This is a genomic window from uncultured Campylobacter sp., assembly GCF_938045535.1.
Lineage (GTDB): Bacteria > Campylobacterota > Campylobacteria > Campylobacterales > Campylobacteraceae > Campylobacter_B.
The window spans coordinates 1-24,178 of record NZ_CALIMQ010000127.1; the positions used below are offsets into that span (position 1 = coordinate 1).

Annotated in this window: 22 protein-coding genes; 6 read left to right on the plus strand and 16 right to left on the minus strand. The window is 49.1% G+C overall.

Annotated features, from left to right (window positions below):
- A partial coding sequence (locus tag Q0095_RS04060; RefSeq protein ID WP_297881602.1) for a hypothetical protein occupies window positions 1–746 on the minus strand: 746 nt, incomplete at its 3' end.
- A 519-nt stretch (window positions 747–1,265) separates the two neighbouring features.
- Between Q0095_RS04060 and Q0095_RS04065 the strand changes: the two genes are divergently transcribed.
- A complete protein-coding gene (locus Q0095_RS04065) occupies window positions 1,266–1,871 on the plus strand; it encodes a hypothetical protein (protein WP_297881604.1) in 606 nt (201 codons plus the stop codon).
- A complete protein-coding gene (locus tag Q0095_RS04070; protein WP_297881606.1) occupies window positions 1,850–2,062 on the plus strand; it encodes a hypothetical protein in 213 nt (70 codons plus the stop codon). The genes Q0095_RS04065 and Q0095_RS04070 overlap by 22 nt, the downstream gene beginning before the upstream one ends.
- Before the next feature lie 26 nt (window positions 2,063–2,088).
- Here the strand turns inward: Q0095_RS04070 and Q0095_RS04075 are convergent, their stop codons facing one another.
- The 3 genes from Q0095_RS04075 to Q0095_RS04085 all read right to left on the minus strand — a co-directional run bounded on the left by Q0095_RS04075 (window position 2,089) and on the right by Q0095_RS04085 (window position 4,145).
- Window positions 2,089–2,559, minus strand: coding sequence for a hypothetical protein (locus Q0095_RS04075; protein ID WP_297881608.1), 471 nt, complete (start codon window positions 2,557–2,559; stop codon window positions 2,089–2,091).
- On the minus strand, window positions 2,560–3,273 hold the full coding sequence (locus Q0095_RS04080) for a DUF4230 domain-containing protein (protein ID WP_297881610.1): 714 nt from the start codon (window positions 3,271–3,273) through the stop codon (window positions 2,560–2,562).
- A 344-nt stretch (window positions 3,274–3,617) separates the two neighbouring features.
- Window positions 3,618–4,145: a hypothetical protein gene (locus Q0095_RS04085; protein ID WP_297881612.1), complete on the minus strand. Its 528-nt coding sequence runs from the start codon at window positions 4,143–4,145 to the stop codon at window positions 3,618–3,620.
- Window positions 4,146–4,242: 97 nt separating this feature from the next.
- Between Q0095_RS04085 and Q0095_RS04090 the strand changes: the two genes are divergently transcribed.
- Entirely contained in the window at window positions 4,243–7,686 is a 3,444-nt protein-coding gene (locus tag Q0095_RS04090; protein WP_297881614.1) for an acyl-[ACP]--phospholipid O-acyltransferase, read from the plus strand.
- A gap of 767 nt (window positions 7,687–8,453) precedes the next feature.
- Here Q0095_RS04090 and fldA read toward each other — a convergent pair.
- From fldA to nifJ, 5 genes are all read right to left on the minus strand, one after another.
- The gene (fldA, locus tag Q0095_RS04095; RefSeq protein ID WP_177389208.1) at window positions 8,454–8,945 is read right to left on the minus strand and encodes a flavodoxin FldA; all 492 of its coding nucleotides are present in this window, start codon (window positions 8,943–8,945) and stop codon (window positions 8,454–8,456) included.
- Window positions 8,946–8,956: 11 nt separating this feature from the next.
- Window positions 8,957–10,183, minus strand: coding sequence for a hypothetical protein (locus Q0095_RS04100; RefSeq protein ID WP_297881616.1), 1,227 nt, complete (start codon window positions 10,181–10,183; stop codon window positions 8,957–8,959).
- Window positions 10,176–10,499, minus strand: a complete 324-nt coding sequence (locus Q0095_RS04105) for a DUF2325 domain-containing protein (RefSeq protein ID WP_005870807.1) — start codon at window positions 10,497–10,499, stop codon at window positions 10,176–10,178. Before Q0095_RS04105 ends, Q0095_RS04100 begins: the two co-directional genes overlap by 8 nt.
- Window positions 10,500–10,617: 118 nt before the next feature.
- Window positions 10,618–11,310, minus strand: a complete 693-nt coding sequence (locus Q0095_RS04110) for an aspartate/glutamate racemase family protein (RefSeq protein WP_297881618.1) — start codon at window positions 11,308–11,310, stop codon at window positions 10,618–10,620.
- Between the two features lie 110 nt (window positions 11,311–11,420).
- Window positions 11,421–15,002, minus strand: a complete 3,582-nt coding sequence (nifJ, locus tag Q0095_RS04115) for a pyruvate:ferredoxin (flavodoxin) oxidoreductase (RefSeq protein ID WP_297881620.1) — start codon at window positions 15,000–15,002, stop codon at window positions 11,421–11,423.
- 782 nt (window positions 15,003–15,784) lie between these two features.
- Here nifJ and Q0095_RS04120 point away from each other — a divergent pair.
- On the plus strand, window positions 15,785–16,954 hold the full coding sequence (locus tag Q0095_RS04120; RefSeq protein ID WP_297881622.1) for a sugar transporter: 1,170 nt from the start codon (window positions 15,785–15,787) through the stop codon (window positions 16,952–16,954).
- Window positions 16,955–17,251: 297 nt separating this feature from the next.
- Here the strand turns inward: Q0095_RS04120 and ttdB are convergent, their stop codons facing one another.
- The 7 genes from ttdB to larA are packed head-to-tail and all read right to left on the minus strand — an operon-like array spanning window position 17,252 to window position 23,251.
- Window positions 17,252–17,863 carry a L(+)-tartrate dehydratase subunit beta gene (ttdB, locus tag Q0095_RS04125; protein ID WP_297881624.1) on the minus strand — a complete coding sequence of 204 codons (612 nt, stop codon included), beginning with the start codon at window positions 17,861–17,863 and terminating at the stop codon, window positions 17,252–17,254.
- Entirely contained in the window at window positions 17,860–18,759 is a 900-nt protein-coding gene (ttdA, locus tag Q0095_RS04130; protein WP_297881626.1) for a L(+)-tartrate dehydratase subunit alpha, read from the minus strand. Before ttdA ends, ttdB begins: the two co-directional genes overlap by 4 nt.
- The gene (locus tag Q0095_RS04135; protein WP_297881628.1) at window positions 18,752–19,210 is read right to left on the minus strand and encodes a DUF2809 domain-containing protein; all 459 of its coding nucleotides are present in this window, start codon (window positions 19,208–19,210) and stop codon (window positions 18,752–18,754) included. The genes ttdA and Q0095_RS04135 overlap by 8 nt, the downstream gene beginning before the upstream one ends.
- Before the next feature lie 53 nt (window positions 19,211–19,263).
- Window positions 19,264–20,010, minus strand: a complete 747-nt coding sequence (gene larB / locus Q0095_RS04140) for a nickel pincer cofactor biosynthesis protein LarB (protein ID WP_297881637.1) — start codon at window positions 20,008–20,010, stop codon at window positions 19,264–19,266.
- Window positions 19,997–20,779: an ATP-dependent sacrificial sulfur transferase LarE gene (gene larE, locus Q0095_RS04145; protein WP_297881630.1), complete on the minus strand. Its 783-nt coding sequence runs from the start codon at window positions 20,777–20,779 to the stop codon at window positions 19,997–19,999. Before larE ends, larB begins: the two co-directional genes overlap by 14 nt.
- Window positions 20,751–21,998: a nickel pincer cofactor biosynthesis protein LarC gene (gene larC / locus Q0095_RS04150; protein WP_297881632.1), complete on the minus strand. Its 1,248-nt coding sequence runs from the start codon at window positions 21,996–21,998 to the stop codon at window positions 20,751–20,753. Before larC ends, larE begins: the two co-directional genes overlap by 29 nt.
- 2 nt (window positions 21,999–22,000) lie before the next feature.
- Window positions 22,001–23,251, minus strand: coding sequence for a nickel-dependent lactate racemase (gene larA, locus Q0095_RS04155; protein WP_297881634.1), 1,251 nt, complete (start codon window positions 23,249–23,251; stop codon window positions 22,001–22,003).
- A gap of 287 nt (window positions 23,252–23,538) precedes the next feature.
- On the opposite strand from larA, the gene Q0095_RS04160 reads away from it, so the two are divergent.
- Entirely contained in the window at window positions 23,539–23,784 is a 246-nt protein-coding gene (locus Q0095_RS04160) for an XRE family transcriptional regulator (protein WP_297881639.1), read from the plus strand.
- 1 nt (window position 23,785) lies between these two features.
- Entirely contained in the window at window positions 23,786–23,920 is a 135-nt protein-coding gene (locus tag Q0095_RS04165; protein WP_297881635.1) for a hypothetical protein, read from the plus strand.
- Window positions 23,921–24,178 lie beyond the last annotated feature (258 nt).

A 24,178-nucleotide genomic window follows, 5' to 3' on the forward strand; every position in this document is an offset into this window, starting at 1 on the left:
TGTATCTCATCTATACTCAAACTCTCTTCAGTCTTAGGCGTAACGAAAAAGTTTTCGTCGTAAATCTCCTTTAATGAATTTGTGCCGTAGTATTTACCCGGCTCGTCTTTAAAAATCAAATTTATGCCGTTAAAATCTGTAAGTTCTATAGAGTCGTTTGCTTTTAAATTTATTATCTTGTTAAAGTTAAAAACTAAATCATCCTTTTTAACCCCGCTATCAAAGATGAAAAAGTGGCTAAACTCGTAAGGAAATTCGTTTTTGTATTCAGGGTTTGACGCCGGATTTATCCTAGAATCGCCAATTCCTATCTTATCATGCCCCCACCTTTTGCCGAATATAAATATATTTGTACCCCAGCTTTTTGAAATTTTATCATCGTTCTCGCCCATTACGAAGATATCGTTTCCCCATGGGTCTTCCACATCGCTTCTGCCGCCCGTCAAAATATAGACGTTGTTATTTCCGGGGCAAACTATAGAGTGCCTCGTATCGCTTTCGGCTATAATGATTTCGTCTGCGTTTTGGTTGCAGCGAGAATTTATGTCCCAATATATGGTTTTGCTAAAATTTAAACTCACGTCTTCTAATACGGTGGTATCAAATCCTTGCGTCACTAAAATCTTTTTAGGAAAATATCTTTTCGCTTGCCCGTCTTTGATAAATTTTTCCAAGCTTTGAAAGTCGGTTATATTGCCTCCAAAACAGCTGCTGACCGCCAAAAATAATATAACGATAAATCTCATACTCGCTCCTATTTTCGAGATAAAATCTTAAAAATTATACAAAATTTGTAAGCAAAATTTACTAAAAACAGCTCAAATTTAAAAATCAAAAATAAACGTTTTTAATGCTTATAGTAATGGCACTTGAATAGTTGTAAATTTTAAACTGCTCCGCTGCTTTTAAATTTAAAAAGTTAAATCCATTTTAAACAGAATTTGCGTGAAATCCATTTCAAAAATGTATTACGCGAGCGGCGGCGGCAAAGTAAAATTTGCGGTAACTACGGCATTAAATTAAAAGCACTCGTAACGGCGGCACCAAATAAAATTCGCGGCAGTAGCCCAAGGATGAGATATTCGGCGGCGTGCTGAGCTTAAATCATTCGCAGCGACGTAAAGTACGAAGTATGCGCGGCGGCGTAAAATTAAAATTCGCAGCGGCTAAATTTAAAGCCCGCGTGGCGATAATCAAAGCATCGCCCGCCGTTTAGTTGCACGGCGCAAGCCGTGGAGCCGCACATTAAAATTTAAAGGTATAAAATGAATGAAGATTTTCAAAGAGCGAAGCTGCAAGGCACGCTCGGCGCGCTCTGCCTACTGGTCGCAAGCGTGGCGTATTCTATAAAAGGCGAGATCGCGTACTTGGATTCTCAAATCTTAGTGTGGATTTTTGCCTTCACATTCCTTTACCACGCGCTTAAAAACATCCAAAATATCACGGGCCCGCAGGTTTTTATAATCTTCAAATACGCCTATAGCATCGCGCTTGCGGCGCTACTATATTTTTCAGCCATTTATATACTCAGAAGATGTGATTGTAATAGGCTGCAAATATACGTGCCGTATTTGATATTTGCGGTTACGCTCGCTTGGATAATTATAAATTTTAAGTTGCGTGCCGCCACCGGATGCAAGCTTTTTGCGGTATACGCCGCGCTGCTAATCGTTGATGCCGCCGCAGACATCATCCACGGCATGATGTTCAAAATACCGGCCCCCGCCGCTATAACGATGGGCGTCATAAATTGCATGGAACTGCTAAATTTAATCTTAAATCCATTAGCGTCCGTAGTGCTGCTTCTTGCGTGGCTTAATATAAAAAACCCCGCCGAAGCAAAGGGTCTATGGAGCCAGACGCAGAGATAAAATTTGCTCGCGTTTATACTCGCGCGGAGTTTAAATTTAGACCGTGCCGGGGCGTTTGCAAAGATAAAATTTCACGCTCGCACGCGCTGTTTGTCAAAGACACAGCCGCCAAAACTCGCCCGCCGTTTAGCTACGCGGTGCAAGCTTTAAGCCGTATCGGCGCGACCCTCGACAAGATCAGGCAAAGATGAAATCAAACAAATGCCGCTTTATACAATTATAAGGCTCCTTCGGCGCACTCGTAGCCGAAAATTTTAATCCCGGTGTCGCTCTGCTCGTAGCGCAGCGCGGGGATTTTTTGCAGTAGATTTTTTAGCTTTTCCAGATCGTTTTTCCTCCCGCCGTCGAAGGCTCGCGGCACCCACACCCACGCGATCTCGTCGTATGCAAACGAGCCTACCGTAAAACTAGCTCGCTTTGAGCCCGCCTCCCATTTGGAGGAGTTTTTGATAGCATAGAAGTTTGGATAGAGGATTTTTTTAATGATGAAGCATTTGCAAAATTTAAAATCCGCGAAAAACTCCGCCCACGTCGCATCTTCGGTAAAATAGCCTTTCGCGCGCAGGCGCTTTTTCTCTTTGCGCAGCCTGATCGGCTCATAAAATCGCTGCCAAGCCCTTGCGCAGGCATCCATAAACGCGAGCATGCGGGCGAAGTAAATTTTAAAAAGCGCCTTAAAAAGCTCCATCTACTTCTCGATCTGCGATTTTAGCGACTTGTCGATTGCGATCTCGCTGGAGCTTATATCGATCGTCTGAAGCGCCTTGTCCTGGAAGATAAATCCGACCTCCTTCGCGCCGAAGCTCTTAGCGATCGCCTCCAGCGTGTCGGTCGCGGATTTGTGGATCTTACCACCCAGATCGTTGATGATTTTTAGCGAAAGCTGCTTGACTTCGTCCTTGGCGTCGTCGATCAGGCGGTTTTTATCGCTCTCGTCAAAGCTCGCGCCGAATAGCCCGTTTAGCGAATCGGGCAGCAGAAACGGCAGCAGCTTAGCGTTTTTTTCGTCGTAAATTTTCATATCTTTGATCGAGTATTTGTATTTGCACGGCGGCATCTTGATCTCGTAGCGATCCTCGCCCTGCGGTAGTATCGCAAAGTCGAGACTTAGCAGGTCGTAAACAAACTCGATCTCAAACTCGAAGATGATGGCGATCTGCTTTTTCGTCATCAGCGGCGATACGAGCGAGCCCAGCAGCCCGCTGCCTACGTTTTGCTTGCGCGTAACGATCTCTTTGGAGTAAATTTTAAAAACGCTCAGCTCGCCGATGCTTTTAAGCCGCGTGATGTCGGTGGCGATCTGCGGCTTGCTCGCTTGCTCGCCGCTTTTGCGCATCTTAAAAAACATAAAAACCAAGATGCAAAATATCACTAAATTTAGAAGAAAAGCAAAATTTTCCAAATTTCATCCTTTAAAATTTTATCGGTATTTTAGCAAAATACAGCGCCGATTTGTAGTGTAATTGAAATTTTACGATTTTTGCGACAAGAAATTTTAAAATCAAAACTTGCGTCGAAGCCGTAATAAAAAGAATTTAACGCGAGCTAAAAGCTCGCCCCTTGAGCGTGCCGGGGGTTAGGGGATTTTAAGGGAGAAGGGAAGCGCCTCGCAAGTAGCGCCCCTTCCCCCTTAAGAGAAAAAGCCACCACCACCTAAATTCTAGAGACAGAATTTTACATATCGAAATTCTAGAATTTTAAATTTATATCGAGAATTTTACGAGCCTTAAATTTAAAAGCAAAGCTCTAAATTTCAACGTCCATATCTACGGGCTCGATCTGTAGCCCGCGCAGATCTGCGAGATGCTGCACCGCGGCGTCTGTCTCGGCGTTTTTTGGAAGCACGATATGAAAGCCGCGATCAAACGCCAAGAAAAAATTCTCTCCACTCGCAGCGATTCGATTTAGCGAGCGCGCGGCAAATTTCTCGCTTGCGCGCGGCTCGCCCTTTGAAAATGAAATTTCATCCTCGCCCGCGATAAATTCCATATCTATTTTTGAGTCTTGCGCGAGCTTAGCAGCATCCAGATGCTTTCTTAGCATGCGGCGGTAAAATTTCGGATAAAAAATAAGCCATGCCGCGCCCAAAATAACCGACGCTACGCTCGCAATCGGCGCCGTTTTTAAAAGCCCGTCGATGATGATGCCAACGAGCAAAAACTCAAATGGTATGGCGTAGGTGCTGATGAGGCGCTGCTTGCGCGCCTTTTTGCTGTAAAGCAGCATAAATTTATTGAGATTATCGACGTCGCGATTTGTGATTTGCACTTTCATATTTTTCCTTTAATTTTTACGTAATTGTAGCGAAGCCGCCTTAAATTTGCGTCCGTTAACTTCCGTGAGATAAAATCCCGTTTTTAAAGGAGCGCCCGTGAAATCTTTATTAAAAATTAAAGGATTTTTGCCATTTTTGGCGATTATGTTTATCAACGCAAGCGTCGATCTGGGCCATAAAATCACGATTCAAAACGTCCTTGTCAAAAGTGCCGATTCTGGCGCTCTCATCGCCCTTACCTCGCTTGTAAATTTGCTGATTTTGCTACCTTACGTTTTTCTTTTTAGCGCCAGCGGCTATCTCAACGACAAATTCTCGCGCACCCGCATTACGCGGATCTGCGCGAAACTCGGCGTCGCGCTTACCGCGCTCATTACGCTCGGATATCTGTGCGGATGGTTTTATTTCGCATTTTTTATGACGATCCTGCTTGCGGCGCAAAGCGCGATCTACTCGCCCGCTAAATACGGCTTGATTAAAAAAATCGTCGGCGCGAAAAATTTAGGCGCAGCAAACGGCCTCGTGCAGGCTCTTACCATCATTGCGATTCTGCTTTCATCTCTTGTTTTTTCGGTAATTTTCGAGCTGTTTGCAGCCCGCAGCAGCGACGCGGGCGAGCTGATGAGCTCGGTTTGGTTCATCGGCGTGCTTTTGGTCGCGGGCTCCGCGCTTGAAACATACTACTCGTATAAAATTCCATTCTTCGACGCCTCGCAACCACAGGCGGAATTTAATAAAGACGACTATCTTAAGCTTCGCTATCTAAGGCAAAATTTAAATTTTGTGCTAAAAGACAAAAACGTCCTGCTCTGTACGCTGGGACTTGCGATGTTTTGGGCGGTCTCACAGCTCGTGATCGCGACCTTCCCCGCTCACTACAAGAGCCTTAGCGGCAGCGACAACGTAATGGTGATCCAGGTGATCTTGGCGCTTAGTGCGATCGGAATCGCGCTAGGCTCGATCTTTGCGGGCAGCTACTGCAAAAAACATATCGAGCTCGGTATCGTGCCGTTCGGCGCATTCGGGCTTGCGCTCGCGCTAATGGTGCTAGCCAACGCGCACTCCGTATTTTGGCTCGGCACGGCATCGTTTTTCTTCGGATTTAGCGGCGGAATTTTTATCGTGCCACTCAACGCCGTAATTCAGTTTTTCACCGCCGATGAACGCATGGGGCGGGTACTCGCGGGCTCAAATTTCATCCAAAATATCTTTATGGTGCTGTTTTTGCTCATCGCCATCATCTTGGTGCATTTTGCGGTCGCCAGCGGCGAAATTTTCGTTATGGCGGCGCTGTGCGTACTTATCTGCGGGATCTTCGGCGCGAAATATCTGCCGCAGCTTTTCGTTAGAATTTTACTCATTCCGTTTATGAAATTTGGCTATCAAGTCCACGTAGACGGCATCGAAAACATCCCGCAAAAAGGCGGCGTACTGCTTTTAGGCAACCACATCAGCTGGATCGATTGGGCGGTGGTACAGCTTGCATGCCCGCGCGGAGTGCGCTTCGTGATGCATCGTAGCTACTACGATCTGTGGTATTTGAAGTGGTTTTTTAAAATTTTTCGCGTCATTCCAATCGGAGCGGGCGTGAGCAAAAGCGCGATCGAAAGCATTCGCGAGGCGCTAAATGCTGGTGAAGTAGTGGGGCTCTTCCCCGAAGGCCACATCAGCTACAACGGCCGCATAGACGAGTTTCAAGGTGGATTTGAGCTAGCCGCGCACGATACGAACTCCGTAATCGTGCCTTTTTACATCAGAGGGCTTTGGGGATCGACATTTTCGCGCGCCAGCGAGCATTATAAAAGAACGATCTCGCAAAGCGGCAAAAACGCGCTTCGCGTAAGCTTCGGCGCGCCGATCGAGGCAAATTCCAAGGCGCACGAAGTAAAGCGCGCAGTAACGGAGCTGTCGTTTTTCAGCTGGGGCAAATACCTCGCAAGTCTAAAGCCGCTTGCCTACAACTGGCTAAATCAAGCCAAAAGATCGCCTTTTAAGCGCGTGGCGGTCGATAGTACGGGAGCAAGTCTCACAAATTTAGCGATGATGAGCGCCGTTTTGATACTTCGCAAAAGACTAAAGAGTCGCATAAGCAGCGAGGAAAACGTAGGTATCGTTTTGCCTAGCTCGGTCATCGCAAGCGCCGTAAATTTAACGCTTTTTGCGATGGGCAAAACGAGCGTAAATTTAAACTACACGCTAAGCGAAGAGAACTTAATCTACTGCGCGGATAAAGCAAATATCCGCACGATCATCAGCTCGCGCAAATTCGTAGAAAAGCTCAAATCAAAGGGCTTTGAGCTGGAAAGCTCGATCGGCGATCGGCTCGTGTATCTTGAGGATCTAAGCGAGGGCGCCTCTAAAAACGAGCGCATAGCCTGCGCGCTAAAATCGCTGCTGATGCCTAAAATTTTATTTCGCGCGCTGTATTTTAAGCCGCACGCGATAGATGACGTAGCGACCATTTTATTTAGCAGCGGCAGCGAAGGAAAGCCCAAAGGCGTGGTTTTGACGCACAAAAATATAATGGCGAACGTCCGCCAAATTTCGGAGCTCATAAACGCCACCGAGCACGACGCGATTTTAGCGTCGCTGCCGATCTTTCACTGCTTCGGGCTTACCGTAACGACGCTATTTCCGCTAAACGACGGAATTTTAAGCATCCACGTTCCCGATCCTACGGACGCCTTTAGCGTCGGCAAGATGAGCGCAAAATACGGCGCTACGATAATGTTCGGCACTTCTACGTTTTTTAGGCTCTACACCAAAAACAAAAGGCTCAATCCGCTTATGCTGGCAAGCATTCGCCTAGCGATTGCGGGCGCGGAGAAGCTAAACGAAAACGTCCGCAAGGAATTTAAGATAAAATTCGGCATCGAAATTTACGAGGGCTACGGCACGACCGAAACTGCGCCGGTGGTGAGCGTAAATACGCCGAACGTCCTCGAGCCCGATTTTTTCAAAGAGCTTCACTTCAACCGTGAAAAAAGCGTCGGCTTGCCGCTTGCAGGCACGGTCATAAAAATCACCGATCCCGCCTCGCTGCAGCCGCTATCAAACGGGCAGGAGGGGCTTATCTTAATCGGCGGACATCAGGTTATGAAAGAATACTACGATGAGCCGGCAAAAACCGCCGAGGCGATCGCGCAAATAAACGACGTGCGCTACTACAAGAGCGGCGACATCGGCTATATCGACGACGACGGGTTTTTATTTATCACCGACCGCCTTTCGCGCTTTGCCAAAATCGGCGGTGAGATGATTAGCCTGGGCGCGGTAGAAAGCGCCGTGGGCGAAATTTTAGGCGAGAGCGCGATCTATTCGTGCGTGAACCTAAAAGACGAAAAAAAGGGCGAAAAGATCGCTCTGCTTTACGTGGGCGAGACGAGCGAGGATGAAATTTCGCGCCGCCTAAAGGACTCCGCACTGGCGCCGATAATGCAGCCAAGCGTCGTGAAAAAGGTCGAGCAAATCCCGGTGCTCGGCAGCGGCAAGGTAAATCTCAAAGCGGTAAAGGATCTGGCGATAGAGCTCGGGCTGTAAATTTCAAAGCCTTAAATTTACGCCCTAAAATTTTAAATTTACGCCTTGCTGCGCTATTTGCGCGAAGTAGTGTAAAGAGCAAAATTTCTCTTTTAAATCTATGCTTTGTCGCGCCGCAGGGCTTTGCGGTTTTCGCTCCTAGCGGCGGGCGATCTCGCAGTTATGGCGGCGGCTTTATTTGGGGCGACAGCCGCGTGCGGTTGCAGCGCCAAATTTATGCTAAATTTTACGGACAGACGGCAGCCGCTCGCTACGCAGATAGACAAAATTCTTGAATCAGATGCCCGGCGAAATTTCACGGCAGAGCTGCGGGAAGAGTTTTAACGGCGTGCGTGCGGAAAGAAATTTCAATGGCGTATGTGCGGAGAGAAATTTTAGCGACATCGATTCCCGCTTCGCCGCTTATAAAATTTGCAAATTTTATTTCCCGAACGTTCGCCGATTATTATGCCGACGAGGTTTATAAACCGCGACGCAAACTCCCAGCTTCGTCCTTCCGCCGTCACAGAGGCTAAATTTTTTCTAATCACGCTACGTGCGCCTCCAAGCAGGTCTGTATTTACATGAGCGCAAAAGTATCCAGCAGCTCTAAATTTAAAAGATAAATTTCATTCGTGCAGATTAAAATTTTAAAATTTCAAAGCCCAATCTGTTTAAATTTAACCGAAGTCGGCAGAGCTAAATTTTAAAAAGGTCTAAGCTTTAATGATTTTAAAAAAGATGAAAGTGCCGCGAAGCGCACGCTCCGCGGCAAATTTAAAGGAGGACTATTTAAAAGATGGAGCGATCTGCGCTACCCACGCTTCGATGCGGCTCTCGGTGAGGTCGCTTTGATTGTCGTTGTCTAGCGCGAGGCCAACGAATTTGCCGTCCACTACGGCCTTGCTCTCGTCAAATTCATATCCATCGGTAGGCACTGCACCTACGATATTTGCACCAGCTTTTTTGAAGTTGTCGTATAGCTCGCGCATTGCGTTGCAGTAGGCGTCGCTGTAGCTTGAGCTATCGCCCATGCCAAAAATCGCGACAGTCTTGCCCGCGACATCAAGGGCTGAGAAATCAAAGCCCGCCCAGTCGTCTTGTAGCTCGCCGTCGTTCCATGTGGAGCTGCCGATGATGAGCGCAGTGTATTTATTTAGATCTGCAGGCGCGATGTCCGCAACGTTTTTTAGCTCGTTTTCTATGCCTAGCTTTTCGGAGATCAGCTTCGCGGCGTCCTCGGTATTGCCCATCGAGCTTCCAAAAATAATTCCAACCATTTGGTATCCTTTTAATAAATTTTGTCGGTAAGCTTGTATGGTACTAATTTCATAATGAAATTTCCCTTAAAGCATTCGCTTTTTATCTCGATATGACGTGTGAAATTCTCGTTTTTAGGATATACGAGATACAAAGCATCGAGGTTTGCTCCGCGGCAAAGCTCTAGCGCTTTTTTTATATCATTATCATAAAGCATAGGATTTGAAACGAGCATCGATCTGAAATTTGCTATCACTCCGAGCGAAAATCCGTTTTTTCGCACGATGATGAGCTCGTTTTTAAGCTCGATTTCTGCGCCTGCATTGCGAAGCGCGATTTTGCAAAATACGAAGTTGCGAAACGCATCGTCTCCATTTAGCAGCAATCCGCTACGCAGGCTCACGATTGCGCGAGTTAGCTTATAAGCGGGCTTGGCGACAAATACGGGCAGCGGCATGCCACACAGATAAGAAAAGATTATCGCATTATCCGCTGCGCAAAATTTTACGGCGGGCTTGAAACGGTAAATTTTAGGAGCCCCGCGCCTAAGCTCGGAAGCGATAAAATTTAAAAATGCCGCTCGGAACTGCGAAGCGCCCTTTAAATTTGCAGGCAAAATTCTATAATCCGCATTAACGTTAAAATTATATAGAGCTAGCATCGCTCGCGCTCGCGAAGCCGCATCATAATCCCGCAGCGCCTCTGACACAATCTCGCGCCCGTTCGCATCAAAGCCAAAAATCTCGCCACCAAAGAATCTTTTATTGAAAGCTTCGGCATTTAAAATTTCATCATCAATAAGCTCATTATCGCGCCGCAGATCCGCTTTTTGGCGTTTTTCGCGCGCCGCGATATCTCGTTTTGATGCAGCAATATCTTGTAATAAAGCTGATTTTTCGTCCGAGCGCTTAGCGCAGAAAAAATTCTTTTGCGCGGAGCTAGTGTCGTAAAAAGCCCTTGCTGTAAAATTCCTATTTGCGCCGCCTTTTTGCGCACTCTTTGCAACGCACGGCTTAGAGGCATTACAATTAAGCGCGTCCGATTTACCACTTGAAAACTTTTTAAATTTGCCGTTAAATTTCTTGCTTTCGGCGTGTGCAAGGCAAGTAGCGTTAAATTTGCTAGAATTTAAAAAATCCTTGGAATTTAGCTCGCCTGTTTCATCGTCGTAAGCATTTGATTGCGGCGTAGTGCGCGATTTTTTAACCGCTTGCTTGGGCTTGCCGGCATTATTTAAATTCCTTGGAATTTTAATCATCTTCGCAAGGTCTGCAACCGAATTCTTGATTTAAATTGAAAACCTTACAGTATTCGCAAAATACGCAGCTGACGCTTCGTTTAGCACATACTAGCGGGATTTTGCGCTTTTTTACTTCGCCTTTGATTTTTTTCATCGTGTTGTGGTTTAAAAAGCTCGTAAGCATCACGACACACTCGGTATCTTGCGGGATCGGCTTACGATTTACGCGATTTTCGTTTCGTGCATCCCAGTGCTCGATATTGCTCGCGCCAAGGTCTTTTAAAACCGCCTTAATGGGTGTAATCTCATCTGCTCCTATAACTAAAACGTTCATTTCATCCCCTTCTATGATTGATAGTCGTTATTATAACAGAGAAAGATTAAATTTAACTGATAATGTATATAAAAATTTGAAATTATAAGCCGGAATTTTACCGACTCATATTTGATATTTATTCGCTTAAAGCTAGACTTACTGCCGCATCGATGTGTATCTGTGTAGTGTCAAATAGCCGCGCGGCAGTATCTGCTTGCGATACGAGCAGTCCGATCTCCGTGCAGCCCAGTATCACGCCCTGCGCGCCGCGAGCTCTAAGCCCTTCAATGATCCGTAAAAATTTCTCTTTGGAGTGCGGTAAGATTTTACCAAAGCAAAGCTCGCCAAAAATTACTTCGTTTACCGCTTCCATTTCGTCTGCATTTGGCACGAGTACCTCCACGCCGCCATCTATCAAGCGCTGTTTGTAAAAATCCTGCGTCATCGTGTAGATCGTGCCGAGCAGCCCTACTTTTTGCACGCCACGTTTTCGCAGCTCACTTAACGTGGCGTCCGCGATATGCACGAAAGGCACGGATATAGCGGCATTTATCGCCTCGTAGCACTTATGCATCGTATTGGTGCAAAGAAAAATATAATCCGCGCCGCCGCTTTGCAAAACTCGCGCGTGACGAGCTAAAATTTCACCTGCCCTGCCCCACTCATTATCTCTTTGGCACCGCTCGATCTCGTCAAAATTTAGACTACTTAGCAGAATTTCGCCGCTACTTAGCCCGCCTAGACGCTCGTTAATTTTGCGATTGATCCCATCATAATAGGTAATCGTAGATTCGTAACTCATGCCGCCGATTAGTCCGATTTTTTTCATGGATTTCTCTTTTAAAATTTATACGGAATTTTATGTAGTCCCGCGAAATTTAATAAAATTCCGGATTGCAAAATTCGCAGAGCCGGAATTTCAACAAATAGCCGCAAAGCTTAAGCATTCTCGCTCGCGGCGTCCGCAGAGACAACCTCATCGCCGAAATCGGCATTTGCGAGGCGTTTTAGCTGGCGGTAGCGTCTCATTGCGTCGGCTTTGTTTGCTTCATAAAGCTTGCCCGCGTGCTCCGGATCGATCTTTTTAAGCGCGTTGTAGCGCACCTCGTTTAGCAAAAATTCCTCATAAAGGCTCCAGTCCGGCTCTTTGGATGAAATTTTAAGCGGATTTTTACCCTCCGCCGCAAGCCGCGGATCGAAGGTGTAGGTCGGCCAATAGCCGCATTTGCTCGCAAGCTCGGCTTGATCGCCCGAGCTGCCCATGCCGCCTTTGATGCCGTGCGCGATACACGGCGAATACGCGATGATAAGGCTAGGTCCCGGGTAAGCCTCCGCTGCCATAATCGCTTTTAGCGTCGCGGCTTGATTTGCGTTGGAATTTACCTGCGCGACGAAGATGTTGCCGTAGGTCATCGCGATCTGACCGAGGTCCTTTTTCTGCACCGCCTTACCGCCCGCGGTAAACTGCGCGATCGAGCCGCGGCGGCTAGCCTTGGAGCTCTGCCCGCCCGTGTTTGAGTAAACCTCCGTATCTAGCACCAGCACGTTTACGTCCTCGCCGGTAGCCAGCACGTGATCGAGCCCGCCGTAGCCGATGTCGTAGGCCCAGCCGTCGCCACCGATGATCCATTGCGATTTTTTGTTTAGATACTGCTTCAGTTCTAAAATTTCACGAACCCCGGGCGCGTCCAAATTTTGTTCTAGCAGCGGCACTAGCCTATCTCTGATCTGAGCGGATTTTAGCGTATCGTTTTTGTTTTCGATCCAGTCGTGATAAAGCGCCTTTAGCGCGTTTGGCACGCTTGAGAGCGAGCCTAGCATCAGGTCCTCGATCTTATGGCGCAGCGTCTCGCTTGCGATCTTCATTCCCAGCCCAAACTCGGCGTTATCCTCAAAAAGCGAGTTTGCCCACGCGACGCCGCGGCCGTTCTCGTCCTTGCGGTACGGCATCGAAGGCGCCGATCCGCCGTAGATCGAGCTACAGCCCGTGGCGTTGGCTACGATCATATGATCGCCGAAAAGTCGCGTGATCAGCGTGATGTACGGCGTCTCGCCGCATCCAGGGCATGCGCCGTGAAATTCAAAATACGGGCGCGCAAAACCCACGCCCTTGACGCTTGATCTATCCATCAAATCGTCTTTGTACCTTACGTGCTCGAATAAAAAGTCCGCGCTCTCTTGCTCGCCCTTCGCGAGTTCTTCTTCAAGCGGCACCATGACGAGCGATTTTTCCTTGCTCGGGCAGTTTTCGGCACAAAGCGCGCAACCAGTGCAATCAAGCGGGCTTACTTGGATCTTATATTTTAGCCCCTTTAGCTCCTTGCCCTTGGCTTCTAGCAGATGATCTTTTAAATTTAAAGGCGCGGCGGCCTCGTCCTTTTCGTCTAGCAAAAACGCTCTGATTACGGCGTGCGGGCAGACGAAGGTACACTGGTTGCACTGGATGCAGTTTTGCTCGATCCATTTAGGCACCGTGACGCCTACGCCGCGCTTTTCAAATCGCGTCGTGCCCGCGTCAAACCCGCCGTCCTCGTGTCCTAAAAACGCCGACACCGGCAAGCTATCGCCGCGCGCCGCGTTCATCGGTTTTACGATCTTTTCTATAAATTCGTCGCCCTTGTATTTGTCGTCCGCGCCCACTGCGTCATCTTTTAAATTTGCCCACGCAGGATCGATCGCTACTTGCACTAAAGCGTCCGCTCCCCTATCGATCGCGTCGCAGTTCATCGCCACGACCGCCTCGCCCTTTTTAGCGTAGGTTTTCTTGGCATATTCCTTCATATAGCTCTGCGCCTGCTCAAATGGTATGATGCCGCTAAGCTTGAAAAACGCCGATTGCATGATCGTATTAGTGCGGCCTCCGAGCCCTATATCGCGTGCTAGTTTGGTGGCGTTTAGAATGTAAAATTTTACCCGTCTTTGGGCTAGAATTTTTTTGACCTTGTTCGGAAGCTTTGCCGCCGTTTGCTCGGCATCCCAGATGGAATTTAAAAGGAAGGTACCGCCTTCGCGGATGCCCCCGATGACGTCGTAGATGTCTAGATACGCAGCGACTGAGCAGGCGACAAAATGCGGATTTGAGACGAGATAGGTCGAGCGGATCGGTCTTTTGCCGAAGCGTAGGTGCGAGCGCGTGTAGCCGCCCGATTTTTTGCTGTCGTAGGCAAAATACGCCTGCGCATAAAGATCGGTTTTATCGCCGATGATTTTGACGGAATTTTTATTCGCGCCCACGGTGCCGTCCGCGCCCAGACCGTAAAATAAGCACTCGGTCTCATCCTCGTAGCCGAGCGAAATTTTATCTCCCACGGGTAGAGATAGATGAGTCACATCGTCGTCGATGCCGATCGTAAAGCCGTTTTTAGGCTCGTCCGCCTTTAAATTTTCATACACGGCGATTAGCTGCGCGGGATCGACGTCTTTGGAGCTTAGACCGTAGCGACCGCCCACGATGAGTGGGGCGTCCTCGTGCCCGTAAAATGCGGCTTTTATATCCAGATACAGCGGCTCGCCGAGACTGCCCGGCTCCTTCGTGCGGTCGAGCACGGCGATTTTACGCACACTTTTAGGCATCGCGGCGAAGAGATATTTGAGGCTAAAAGGCCTGTAGAGATGCACTTTTAGTATGCCTACTTTCTCGCCCTTCGCGTTTAGATGATCGACCACCTCCTCAAGGGCTTGATTGACCGAGCCCATCGCGACGATCACGCGCTGTGGCTCGCTTGCGCCGTAATAGACGAAAGGCGCGTACGGCCGCCCCGTGATCTTTGAAATTTCGCTCATATACTCCGCGACGATGTCCGGAAGCGCGTCGTAAAATTTATTAACTAGCTCGCGCGTCTGAAAATATACGTCGTCGTTTTGCGCCGTGCCGCGAGTTTTGGGGTGCTCGGAGCTTAGCGCGTCCGCTCTAAATTTACGCACGGCCTCGCGATCCAGCAAGCGATCAAACTCGACATAGTCCATCACTTCGATCTTTTGAATTTCATGGCTCGTGCGAAATCCGTCGAAAAAGTGCAAAAACGGCACGCGCCCCTTAATCGCCGCAAGATGCGCGATACCGCCCAGATCCATCACCTCCTGCACGCTGTCGCTTGCAAGCATCGCAAAGCCGCTTTGGCGACAGGCATAGACGTCTTGATGATCGCCGAAGATGGAGAGCGCTTGCGCCGCAAGCGCGCGCGCCGCGACGTGAATGACGCCCGGAAGCATCTGGCCTGCGATCTTATACATATTTGGAATTTTTAGCAAAAGCCCCTGCGATGCGGTGTACGTCGTCGTAAGCGCGCCCGCTTGTAAGGATCCATGCACGGTGCCCGCCGCGCCGCCTTCGCTTTGCATCTCGACTACTTTAACGGGCATGCCGAAGAGGTTTTTCTTGCCCTGTGACGCCCAAATATCGGTGTAATCCGCCATAGGTGAGCTAGGCGTGATCGGATAGATGCCCGCGACCTCGGTGAAGGCGTATGAGACGTAAGCCGCCGCCTCGTTTCCGTCCATAGTTTTCATAACTTTTGCCATTTTTCGTTCCTTTGGAATTATCAAATTTCACTAATTTTACATATTTATTGCTTAAAAATTTAAATGCTTCGCAAACCGAATAAAATTCTAAAGCTTTATCACAGCAGGCGGGCTACAAGCGCGATCTGCTGGCAGTTTTAGACGAGCATTGCGGGCGATTTGAGACGGGCTCTTTCACCGCTTTGAAAATAAATTTTGCATACTTTAAGCGCAGATCGCGAGCAGCGGTAGAGATTAATGTAAATTTAGCCGTCTAGCTTGAAATTCTAACCCAAATATCAAATGGCGGGAATGCGCGAAAATTAAGAAATTTAAAAATGCACCTACCACAAAATGGGGCAAGTCTCATATCGTTAACAAGACCGGGGTGATAAAATTTAGCCACTACAAAACCTCAACCGCTATACGCATCCAAGCTCAACGTAGCGAATTTTTATTTATGACTTGCAACATCGCGGTATATAAAATTTCGGCGCATTCTGCCAAATACAAGAAATTTTATTGCCTCCTGCCGAGCACAGCGCAAATTTCATTTTAAATTTTCACTGGTCGATCGCTACGTGAATTTTACCACACGCGACTTTGCGTTTTGAGCGTAAATTCTATTTCCGCAAGCTGCGCGGAGGATAAATTTAGCTATAATCCCCCGTTTAGAATTTAGCGCGGCACGTATATATGGCGCGGAATTTTAAAATTTTAAAATTTCAAGCAGAACTCGAAAAGCTAAAAACCGCTAAATGCGCTAAACTTAAAGCCAAATTTAAAAGCCCAAAGGAAAACCGATGAACGTCCATAAAATCGCCTACACGAGAGTTATCGCGCTGGCGTTTGCCGCCTTTATTTTTAATACTACGGAATTTATCCCCGTGGCTCTGCTAAGCGACATCGCGGCGGATTTTAGCATGGACGTTACGAGCACGGGGCTAATCATCACGATCTACGCGTGGGCGGTGAGCATCCTTTCGCTACCGCTGATGCTGCTAACCTCGAAGCTCGAGCGCAAGAGGCTGCTTTTGCGACTTTTCGTGCTATTTACGCTAAGCCACGTTCTGGCTGCCATTGCGTGGAATTTTACCGTTTTGGTAATCGCGCGACTGGGCATCGCGATTTCGCATGCGATCTTTTGGTCGATCACCTCATCGCTCGTCGTGCGCCTAGCGCCGATAAATAAAGGCTCGCAGGCCATCGGCATGCTGGCTTTGGGCACTTCGCTAGCGATGGTTTTGGGGCTTCCTTTGGGGCGCGTGGTCGGCGAGCTTTTCGGCTGGCGCATCACGTTTTTTGCGATCGGCGCGCTTGCGGCGGCCGAGGCGCTGTTTCTTTGGAAAATTTTACCGTTTTTGCCAAGCCGCCGCGCGGGCTCTCTTGCGAGCTTGCCGATGCTTGCAAGGCGCCCTATGCTGCTTGCTTTGTATCTGCTGACGCTTTTGATCGTAGGCGCGCATTTTACAACCTACAGCTACGTCGAGCCCTTCGTGGCGAAATTTAATCCTGCAGGCGATCACTTCGTAACCTATGTCCTGCTTGCATTCGGCGCTTCGGGCATTCTTGCTAGCATGCTTTTTTCGAAGCTTTACCGCTCATTTCCGAACGCATTTTTGATCTGCGCGATTCTCTTTATCCTAGCCTCGGTGCTGACGCTAAAGATTTTTGTCGCAAATGACGCGGCGCTGCTGCTGGCGGCTTTCGTCTGGGGGATAGGTATTTCCGGCTTTGGACTCTGCTTACAGATTAGGGTTTTGGCGCTAGCTCCCGACGCTACCGATGTCGCGATATCGATCTATTCAGCGATCTACAACGTGGGCATCGGCGGCGGAGCGCTTTTGGGGCATCAAGTCGCAACGAGATTCGGGCTTGAACACATAGGCAAGGCGGGTGCGATACTGGGCGCGCTAGGGTTTGTAAGCTACCTCTATGCAAGCGTAAAATTTGCACAGAAAAATAGCGCGTAGGTTAAATTTGCGAAAGAGCTTCGGCGAGATTAGCGCGCGCTTTTAATCGGTGCTTTAAAACAGCGGCTTTGCGGGATAAATTTTTAAAATTTATCCCTCGCGATTAGCTAAATTTTGCAGATAAAATTTAATCTCGCGCCTAGCCCCGCCAGCTGTTTTATTAATCGATTACGCCCGCGCCATCCGTCCAAAGCCCCTTAAAATTTGCCCCTCGCTAGAGCGATAAATTTTAAAATTTAGTGGCAAGGCATAAAAATTTAAGGCGTAGAATTTAAAGCGCGAGCCGCCAAAATTTAGTTACTTTATAAATCCGACCTGCGGTAAAATTTCAGCCAGCGCCGCGTCCTTTTTCTCGTTAAATTTGACCTTGTTTTGCTCAAAAAGATTGTTTCCGTGCGCGTCAATCGAGACGATGAGCGGGCCAAACTCCTTCACGCGGCACTTCCACAGCGTCTCTGGCATCCCAAGCTCCGTCCAGTCAGAACTTTCGATCTCCTCGACCTGCGTCGCGGCGACCACCGCGCAGCCTGCGGGAAATACGCAGTGTATCGCGCCAAACTCCTTACAGCCGCTCATCGTGCCCTCGCCCATGCCGCCTTTGCCCACTATCAGGCGCACGCCCGTTTTAGCGATAAACTCGCGCTCGAATTTCTCCATCCGCATGCTGGTAGTCGGCCCCACAGAAACCATCTCAAAGCTTTTTTCGCCAGTTTTTCTGATGATCGGCCCCGCGTGCAGGATCGCACCGCCTGCTATATCTAGCGGCAGTTCGCGACCCTCCTGCACGACGCGTCTGTGCGGCACGTCGCGGCAGGTGACGATGTGTCCGGTTAGATAGATCACGTCGCCGATCTTGATATCCGCTAGATCCTCGGGCGCAATCGGCGTGGTTAAAATTTTCTTACTCATAGCGTGAACTCCTTGTGCGATTTTACGGCAAAATTTAGCTCTGCGTCCCAGACGATGTGGCCTTTTCGGTGCGACCAGCAGCCTACGTTTACGGCGACGGCGATGACGCTTGGGTGGCGGGCGCAGTTTTCGATATGCACGCCCATCACCGAGCTTGCCCCGCTCATTCCTTGCGGGCCCAGGCCGATTTTATTTATGCCCTCTTCGAGCAGCTTTTCGGTTAGTGCGGCGCGGTCGTTTGGGTTTGCCGAGCCAAGAGGCCTCATCAGCGCCTTTTTAGATAGTAGCGACGCCACGTCGATCGAGGTGCCCACGCCTACGCCCACTAGCAGCGGCGGACAGGCGTTTATGCCGTAGCTCGTCATTATGTCCATGACGAATTTCACGACGCCCTCGTAGCCCATGCCGGGCATCAGCACGGTCGCCTTGCCGGGCAGACTACAGCCGCCGCCCGCCATGTAGGTGTGTATCTCGCACTCGCTACTTTGCGGCACGATCTCCCAAAATACGCTCGGCGTGCCCTTGCCGACGTTTTTGCCGGTATTGTACTCGTCGAAGGTCTCGACGCTGTTGTGACGCAGCGGAGCCTCGCGCGTCGCTCGCAGTACCGCCTCTCGCAGCAGCTCTTCAAGCTCGCCGATGAGCGGGAAGTTCGCTCCGCAGCGCACGAAAAACTGGATCACGCCCATATCCTGACAGGACGGACGGTCTAGCTGCTTAGCTAGGCGCTGGTTTTCAAATATCGTTTTATAGATCTCCTTTGCCAGCGGCTGCGTCTCGTGCTCGGCGAGCTCGCTTAGCTTTGTCGTCACGTCGTCGGGCAGCACTTTGCCCGTGTAGCCGACGAATTTCGCCATGACCTTGGTCATCTTTTGCACGGCTTTTTCTTTATCCATCGCTTCTCCTTTTTTCAAATTTTTCATAGACGCCCGCTAGGACGCAGCCCACAGCGTAGCAGAGCAGGTCGGCAAAATCAAACGTCCCGCCGATCATTACTTTTAAAATTTTATTTTCTATGCCTAAAATTTGCACCGCTCCAAAATACTGCGCAAGCTCCAAAGCCGCCGCGAACGCGAAAATTTTAAACGGTAAATTTGAAGGCGGAGCGCTAAATGCAGCCCGAGCCAAAGCGTAAAGCAACATAACGGCCAAAACGTCACCCGCGTAGTGGCGCACGAAACCGCCCTTTACGCAGATCGCGATGTAAATTTCAGCTGCCAAAATCAGGACCGCCGCAGCCAAAAGCGCTAGTCTAGTTCTCGCGCTTTGCCTTGTTTGTGACTTTTTAGCGAGCTTTTTCGCGCCCTTTGGTCCAGCCTTTTGCTTGTTTAAATTTTCCTCTCGCAACGCTTTCTTTTTAAATTTATCCGTTAAATTTGACCAGCGCGGCGGGCGTAAATTTAGAGATGATTTATCAAGCTCGCGTTATACGCGGCCCCAAAGCCGTTGTCGATATTTACGACGCTCACGCCGTTTGCGCAGCTATTTAGCATCGCTAGCAGCGCCGCCAGACCGCCAAAGCTCGCGCCGTATCCCACGCTGGTGGGCACCGCGATCATCGGCACGCTCACGAGGCCTGCTAGCACGCTAGCTAGCGCGCCCTCCATGCCTGCTACCGCGATCACGACCTTTGCGCCGCGTATCTGCTCTAAATTTGCGATCAGTCTATGAAGTCCCGCCACGCCCGCGTCGCTAAATTTGCGTGCGTCGTTGCCTAAAAATCGCGCCGTCTCGTACGCCTCCTCCACGACCGCGCCGTCGGCGGTGCCTGCGGAGACTATCGCGATGTAGCTTTGCGTGAGCGCGGGCTCTTTAAATTTGACGCTGATGACGCGGCCGCGAGCGTTAAACTCCGCCTGCGGCAGCGTCTCGCGCACCCGCTTAAAAACCCGTTCGTTCGTGCGCGTGATGAGGATGTTTTGCCTCCTCGCGCCGATCGCCTCTGCGATACGCAAAATTTCATCATCCGTCTTGCCCTCGCCGTAGATCACCTCGCCCGCGCCGTTTCGCAGGGCGCGCTGAGTGTCGATCTTGGCGCAGCCTACGTCCTCGTAGGGGTAGTTTTTCAGGTATTTTAGCGCCTCTTGCTCGCTCACGCGACCGCTTTTTATCCCCGCGAAAAGCTCTAAAATTTCATCCTCTCTCATGCAAAACATCCTCTCTAAGCCCCTTTAGATCGAGCGTCACATCCGCTGCGCCAAGCGTCACAAGCCGCCTAACGACGCTTTTAAATTTCGCGTCTTTTAGGAAGCTCTGCATGCTGGAAAATGGCATTTGCAGCTTTATATTTTTGCGGTCGCACCGCGCGCGGACGTTTGCGTAGCCGCTTGCGATGAGTAGATTTTCCGCAGCTTCGATCAAATTTAGCTCGCTCTCATCGATCTCGCGCCCGTGCGGCAGGCGCGTTAGCAAGCACGCGTAGCCAGGCTTTTCGGCGGTGGGTAAGCCCAGCTCGCGCGAGAGCTCGCGGATCTCGGCTTTAGTTAAATTTATCAGCGGCGAGAGCACGCCTAGCTCCTCTTTTGCTTTGAGTCCCGGGCGGTATTCGCCCAGATCATCGCGGTTCGTACCGTCTGCGACGCGGCTAAAGCCAAGCTCACGGGCGCGCTCGATCAGGCGCGAAAAAACGGCCTTTTTGCACAGGTAGCAGCGGTTTTCGGGGTTGTTTTTGATCCCCTCTGCGACGCCTAGTTCTAAAATTTCGTGGCGGATGCCGTAAGCGCGGGTAAATTCCACGGCTTCAGCAATCTCGCGCGAGGACATGTAGGGCGATCTGATCGTTATGCCGATCGCTCGCGCACCCAGCGCGTCGTGCGCTGCTCGTAGCAGTAGCGAACTGTCCGTGCCGCCGCTAAATGCGACTGCTAGCTCGCCCAGTCCGCGCAGATCAGCCTTTAGTTTTTCTAGTTTCGTCATAGATTTTCAGCGCCTCTTTCCGCACCCGCTCGATCGTCGTGCCGTGCGCGAGCGCTGCGGCCTTGCATTCGTCAAATTCCGGCTTTGCTTTTTGCATTTGATCGCTGCCAGAAATCTTAAGCCCTATCTCGCCGAATCTCGTCTGCACCCGCGCAAACTCGCGCCTTAGCTCGGTTTTAGCAACCTCTATCTCGCGAACGCCGATCGCGGTCGTGTGCGTAAATATCAGATCCTTTAAATTTTGCGCGTCCTGATTGCGGCACAGCGCGTTTAGCTCAAAGCCCATGCGCCCCTTTTTCATAAAAATAGAGCGGCTAAATACGTCCAGCGCGCCGTTTTCGCGCAAAATTTCGCACGCAAGCGCAAAGCTCTCGGCGTCCATATCGTCGATGTTGGTGGAGATTAAAATTTGCTTGCAAACCTCGCCGTAGCCAGCCTGCGCGCTTAAATTTGACTCGCCGCTTTCATCGTTCAAATTTTCATCCGCCTCGCAGATCATCGCGCGAAGCACGTTTGCAAAGCCCGCTGCGTCCTTGCCGCCCACGCCGTAGCCGATCTTTTCGATTTTAAAGCTCGCGCTATCCGTAAATTCGTCCGTGCAGACCTTTAAAATCGCCGCTCCCGTGGGCGTAGTCATCTCAAAATTTGCCCGTCCGAGACTTACGGGCACGCCTTTTAAAATTTCGCAAACGGCGGGTGCAGGTACGCTAAGCGCGCCGTGATCGCAGATCGCTACGCCGCCGCCAAGCTCGATTTTGGAGCTTAGCACGCGCGAGACGCCGAGCTTTTCAAAAAGATACTCAAAGCAGATCGCCGCGCCTGCGATGTCCGCGATACTATCGATCGCGCCGAGCTCGTGGAAATGCACCTGCTCTACGTCTGTACCGTGGACTTTGGCCTCCGCCTGCGCGACGGTGCGAAATATCGCGCCCGCTCTTTGCTTGCAGCTCTGGCTTAAATTTGAACTCTCTAAAATTTGCCTGATACCCGCGTAGCTTCTGGCGTGAGGCTGCGATTTTAGCGGCACTACGTCGATTTTTGTCGCGGCGATGCCTTTTTTTAGCACGCTTTTGCGTACAAGCTTAAATTCGCCAGCTAAATTTAACTTCTCTAGCTCGGCGCAAAGATAGTCAAAATCCACTCCGAGCCCGACAAGAGCGGCCAAGTTCATATCGCCGCTGATACCCGCGCTAGCGTCGTAATATAAAATTTTAGCCAAACTTATGCCTTAGGCACCGTCATCGAGCCAAACGGCAGGATGATGATTTTAGCGTCCGCGCCCTTTTGCGCGAGCGCGTCGTCCACAGCCTTTTGCAGATCGTGATACGGCTTTAGGTGTACGGCGCGCATCTCATCGTCGCTTAGATCACTCACCGCCCAAGTCTGCGCCCAGAGCGAGATTTCGGCCATTTTAGCGGCCTTGTGGTAGCCGAGCTTAAAGCCCGCGCTGATCTTTTCTAGCACCTTTTTAGGCGTATCCGCGGATGCCATCAGATCAAAAAACGGCTTTGGTCCGATGCCGGTGCGGCACTTTGCGACCATTATTAAAATTCCATCCTGCGCGAGTGCTAGTTTGCCGTTGTCTAGGGCTTTTTGCGCTTGATAGAGATCGACGTCCATCGGATAGGGCGCGACCGAGATCACGATGTCGGCCTTGCGGGGGATATTTACGCAAAAGACCTCGTCGGCCTTTTTCACGCAGTCGTAAAAGCTGTCGTTTAAGTCGCCCGTGCTTGCGTAATACACGCCGTGCTCGCTATCAAGCACCGTCTGGATCGAAAAAACGTCGATGTGCGCTAGCACCTTCATCGCATCGATCATATCTTCATGCACGGGATTGCCCTCTAAGCGCAGCGCCTGAGCGTCGGAGCTAAGAGCTAGTTTATGGTTTTGCGTGATGCTCTCATACGACGCCGTGCCAGGCAAAAATGCCTTTCTGCCGCCGGTGTAGCCTGCGAAATAGTGCGGCTCGACCGAACCTATGACGATTACCTTTTTGGCTTCTGCTACGATTTTGTTTAGATACATCTGCGTGCCGTTTTTGCTCTCGCCTAAAAACACCATCTCATCGTGTTTGGAGTCGTGATCGTGAACTTCGCCTTTGGCGTTAAGCTCGGAGTAAATTTCTTTACCGAATATCATCTCGTACTCATCGAGCGTACCCTCTCTGTGGCAACCCGTTGCGATGATGAAAATTTTATTTTTCTCGCGGATTTTCGGGTAAATTTGCTTTAAAATTTTTGCCGTCGGCGTAGGTCTAGTGCCGTCGTTTACGATGACGACGATCTTTTCATCGCCCGCGATAAACTCATCGAAGCTTTTTTGATTTATCGGATTTGCGAGAGCCTTTGCGATGAGCGCCGTTTCGTCAAATTTAGCCACGGGGTTTGGATCGAAAACGCCGAGCAAATTTTTCTCGTTTATCTCTAAGTTTAGATGATCGTCTTTGCCGTATGCGATAGGGATTTGCATATCTGTCTCCTATGTGGAATTTGACGGGATTATAACGTAAATTTTATTTAAAACGAATTAGCCTCGCGCGGGTTATGAACGGAATTTAGAAAGCTTTAGAATTTAAAAATTTAGAGTATTTAAAATTTCAAAATTTTATAAAATTTTATGTTTATTTTATGCAGTATTCTGTATAATTCATACGGATAAACGAAGTGTTTTGCTATTTTTACTTATGAATAACACGATTTTTATTCATTTTATACGATTTTATGTATAATTAACGAATAAATTTGTATAATTTTCATATGTTAGAAACGAGCGATATATTCAACATTTTGCACAATGCCGTCGAAGCTAAAAATAACGGCAAAAAGATCTCGCACGCTGCGATGGCGCAGAGGTTAGGCGTATCGATGCGGACGTATCAGGACTGGCGCTTGGGCACGACTAAGCCGCAGGCCGCGACCGCGATATGCCAGATGTTGTGTGAGCTCGATAGCGACGACGCTGCGTTTGTACTGCATAAGATAAAAAAACTTATAGGAGATTAGAGTGCAAAACATTACTTTGCAAGAAAAGCTGGATCTACAGGGTGTCTTTCGCGTGATTTATGAGAAAAAAGAGTCGAAATTCGCGATCTTTTATAAGGCGTTTTTGAAGAAATTTTTTAAAAATTTTAAAAAATAATTGGCGGAGGCATTTATTTATTATACTTTATGTGGCAAAGGCGGTAGTATCCATTAAATTTAGATGATTTTTCCTTTTTATGACGACCACGCCGATATTCTTTGTTTTGCAGTTTCAGAGGATGCTACCAAATTCTACTTTATAAAATTTTTTCCATCTTTCTGCCTCTTTGGCATCATCTAATTTAATTTTAAATTCTATACTTTGGCTCATGATCTTAAATTTGTAGCGTAAATTTAATTGAAATTAATGCCGAAT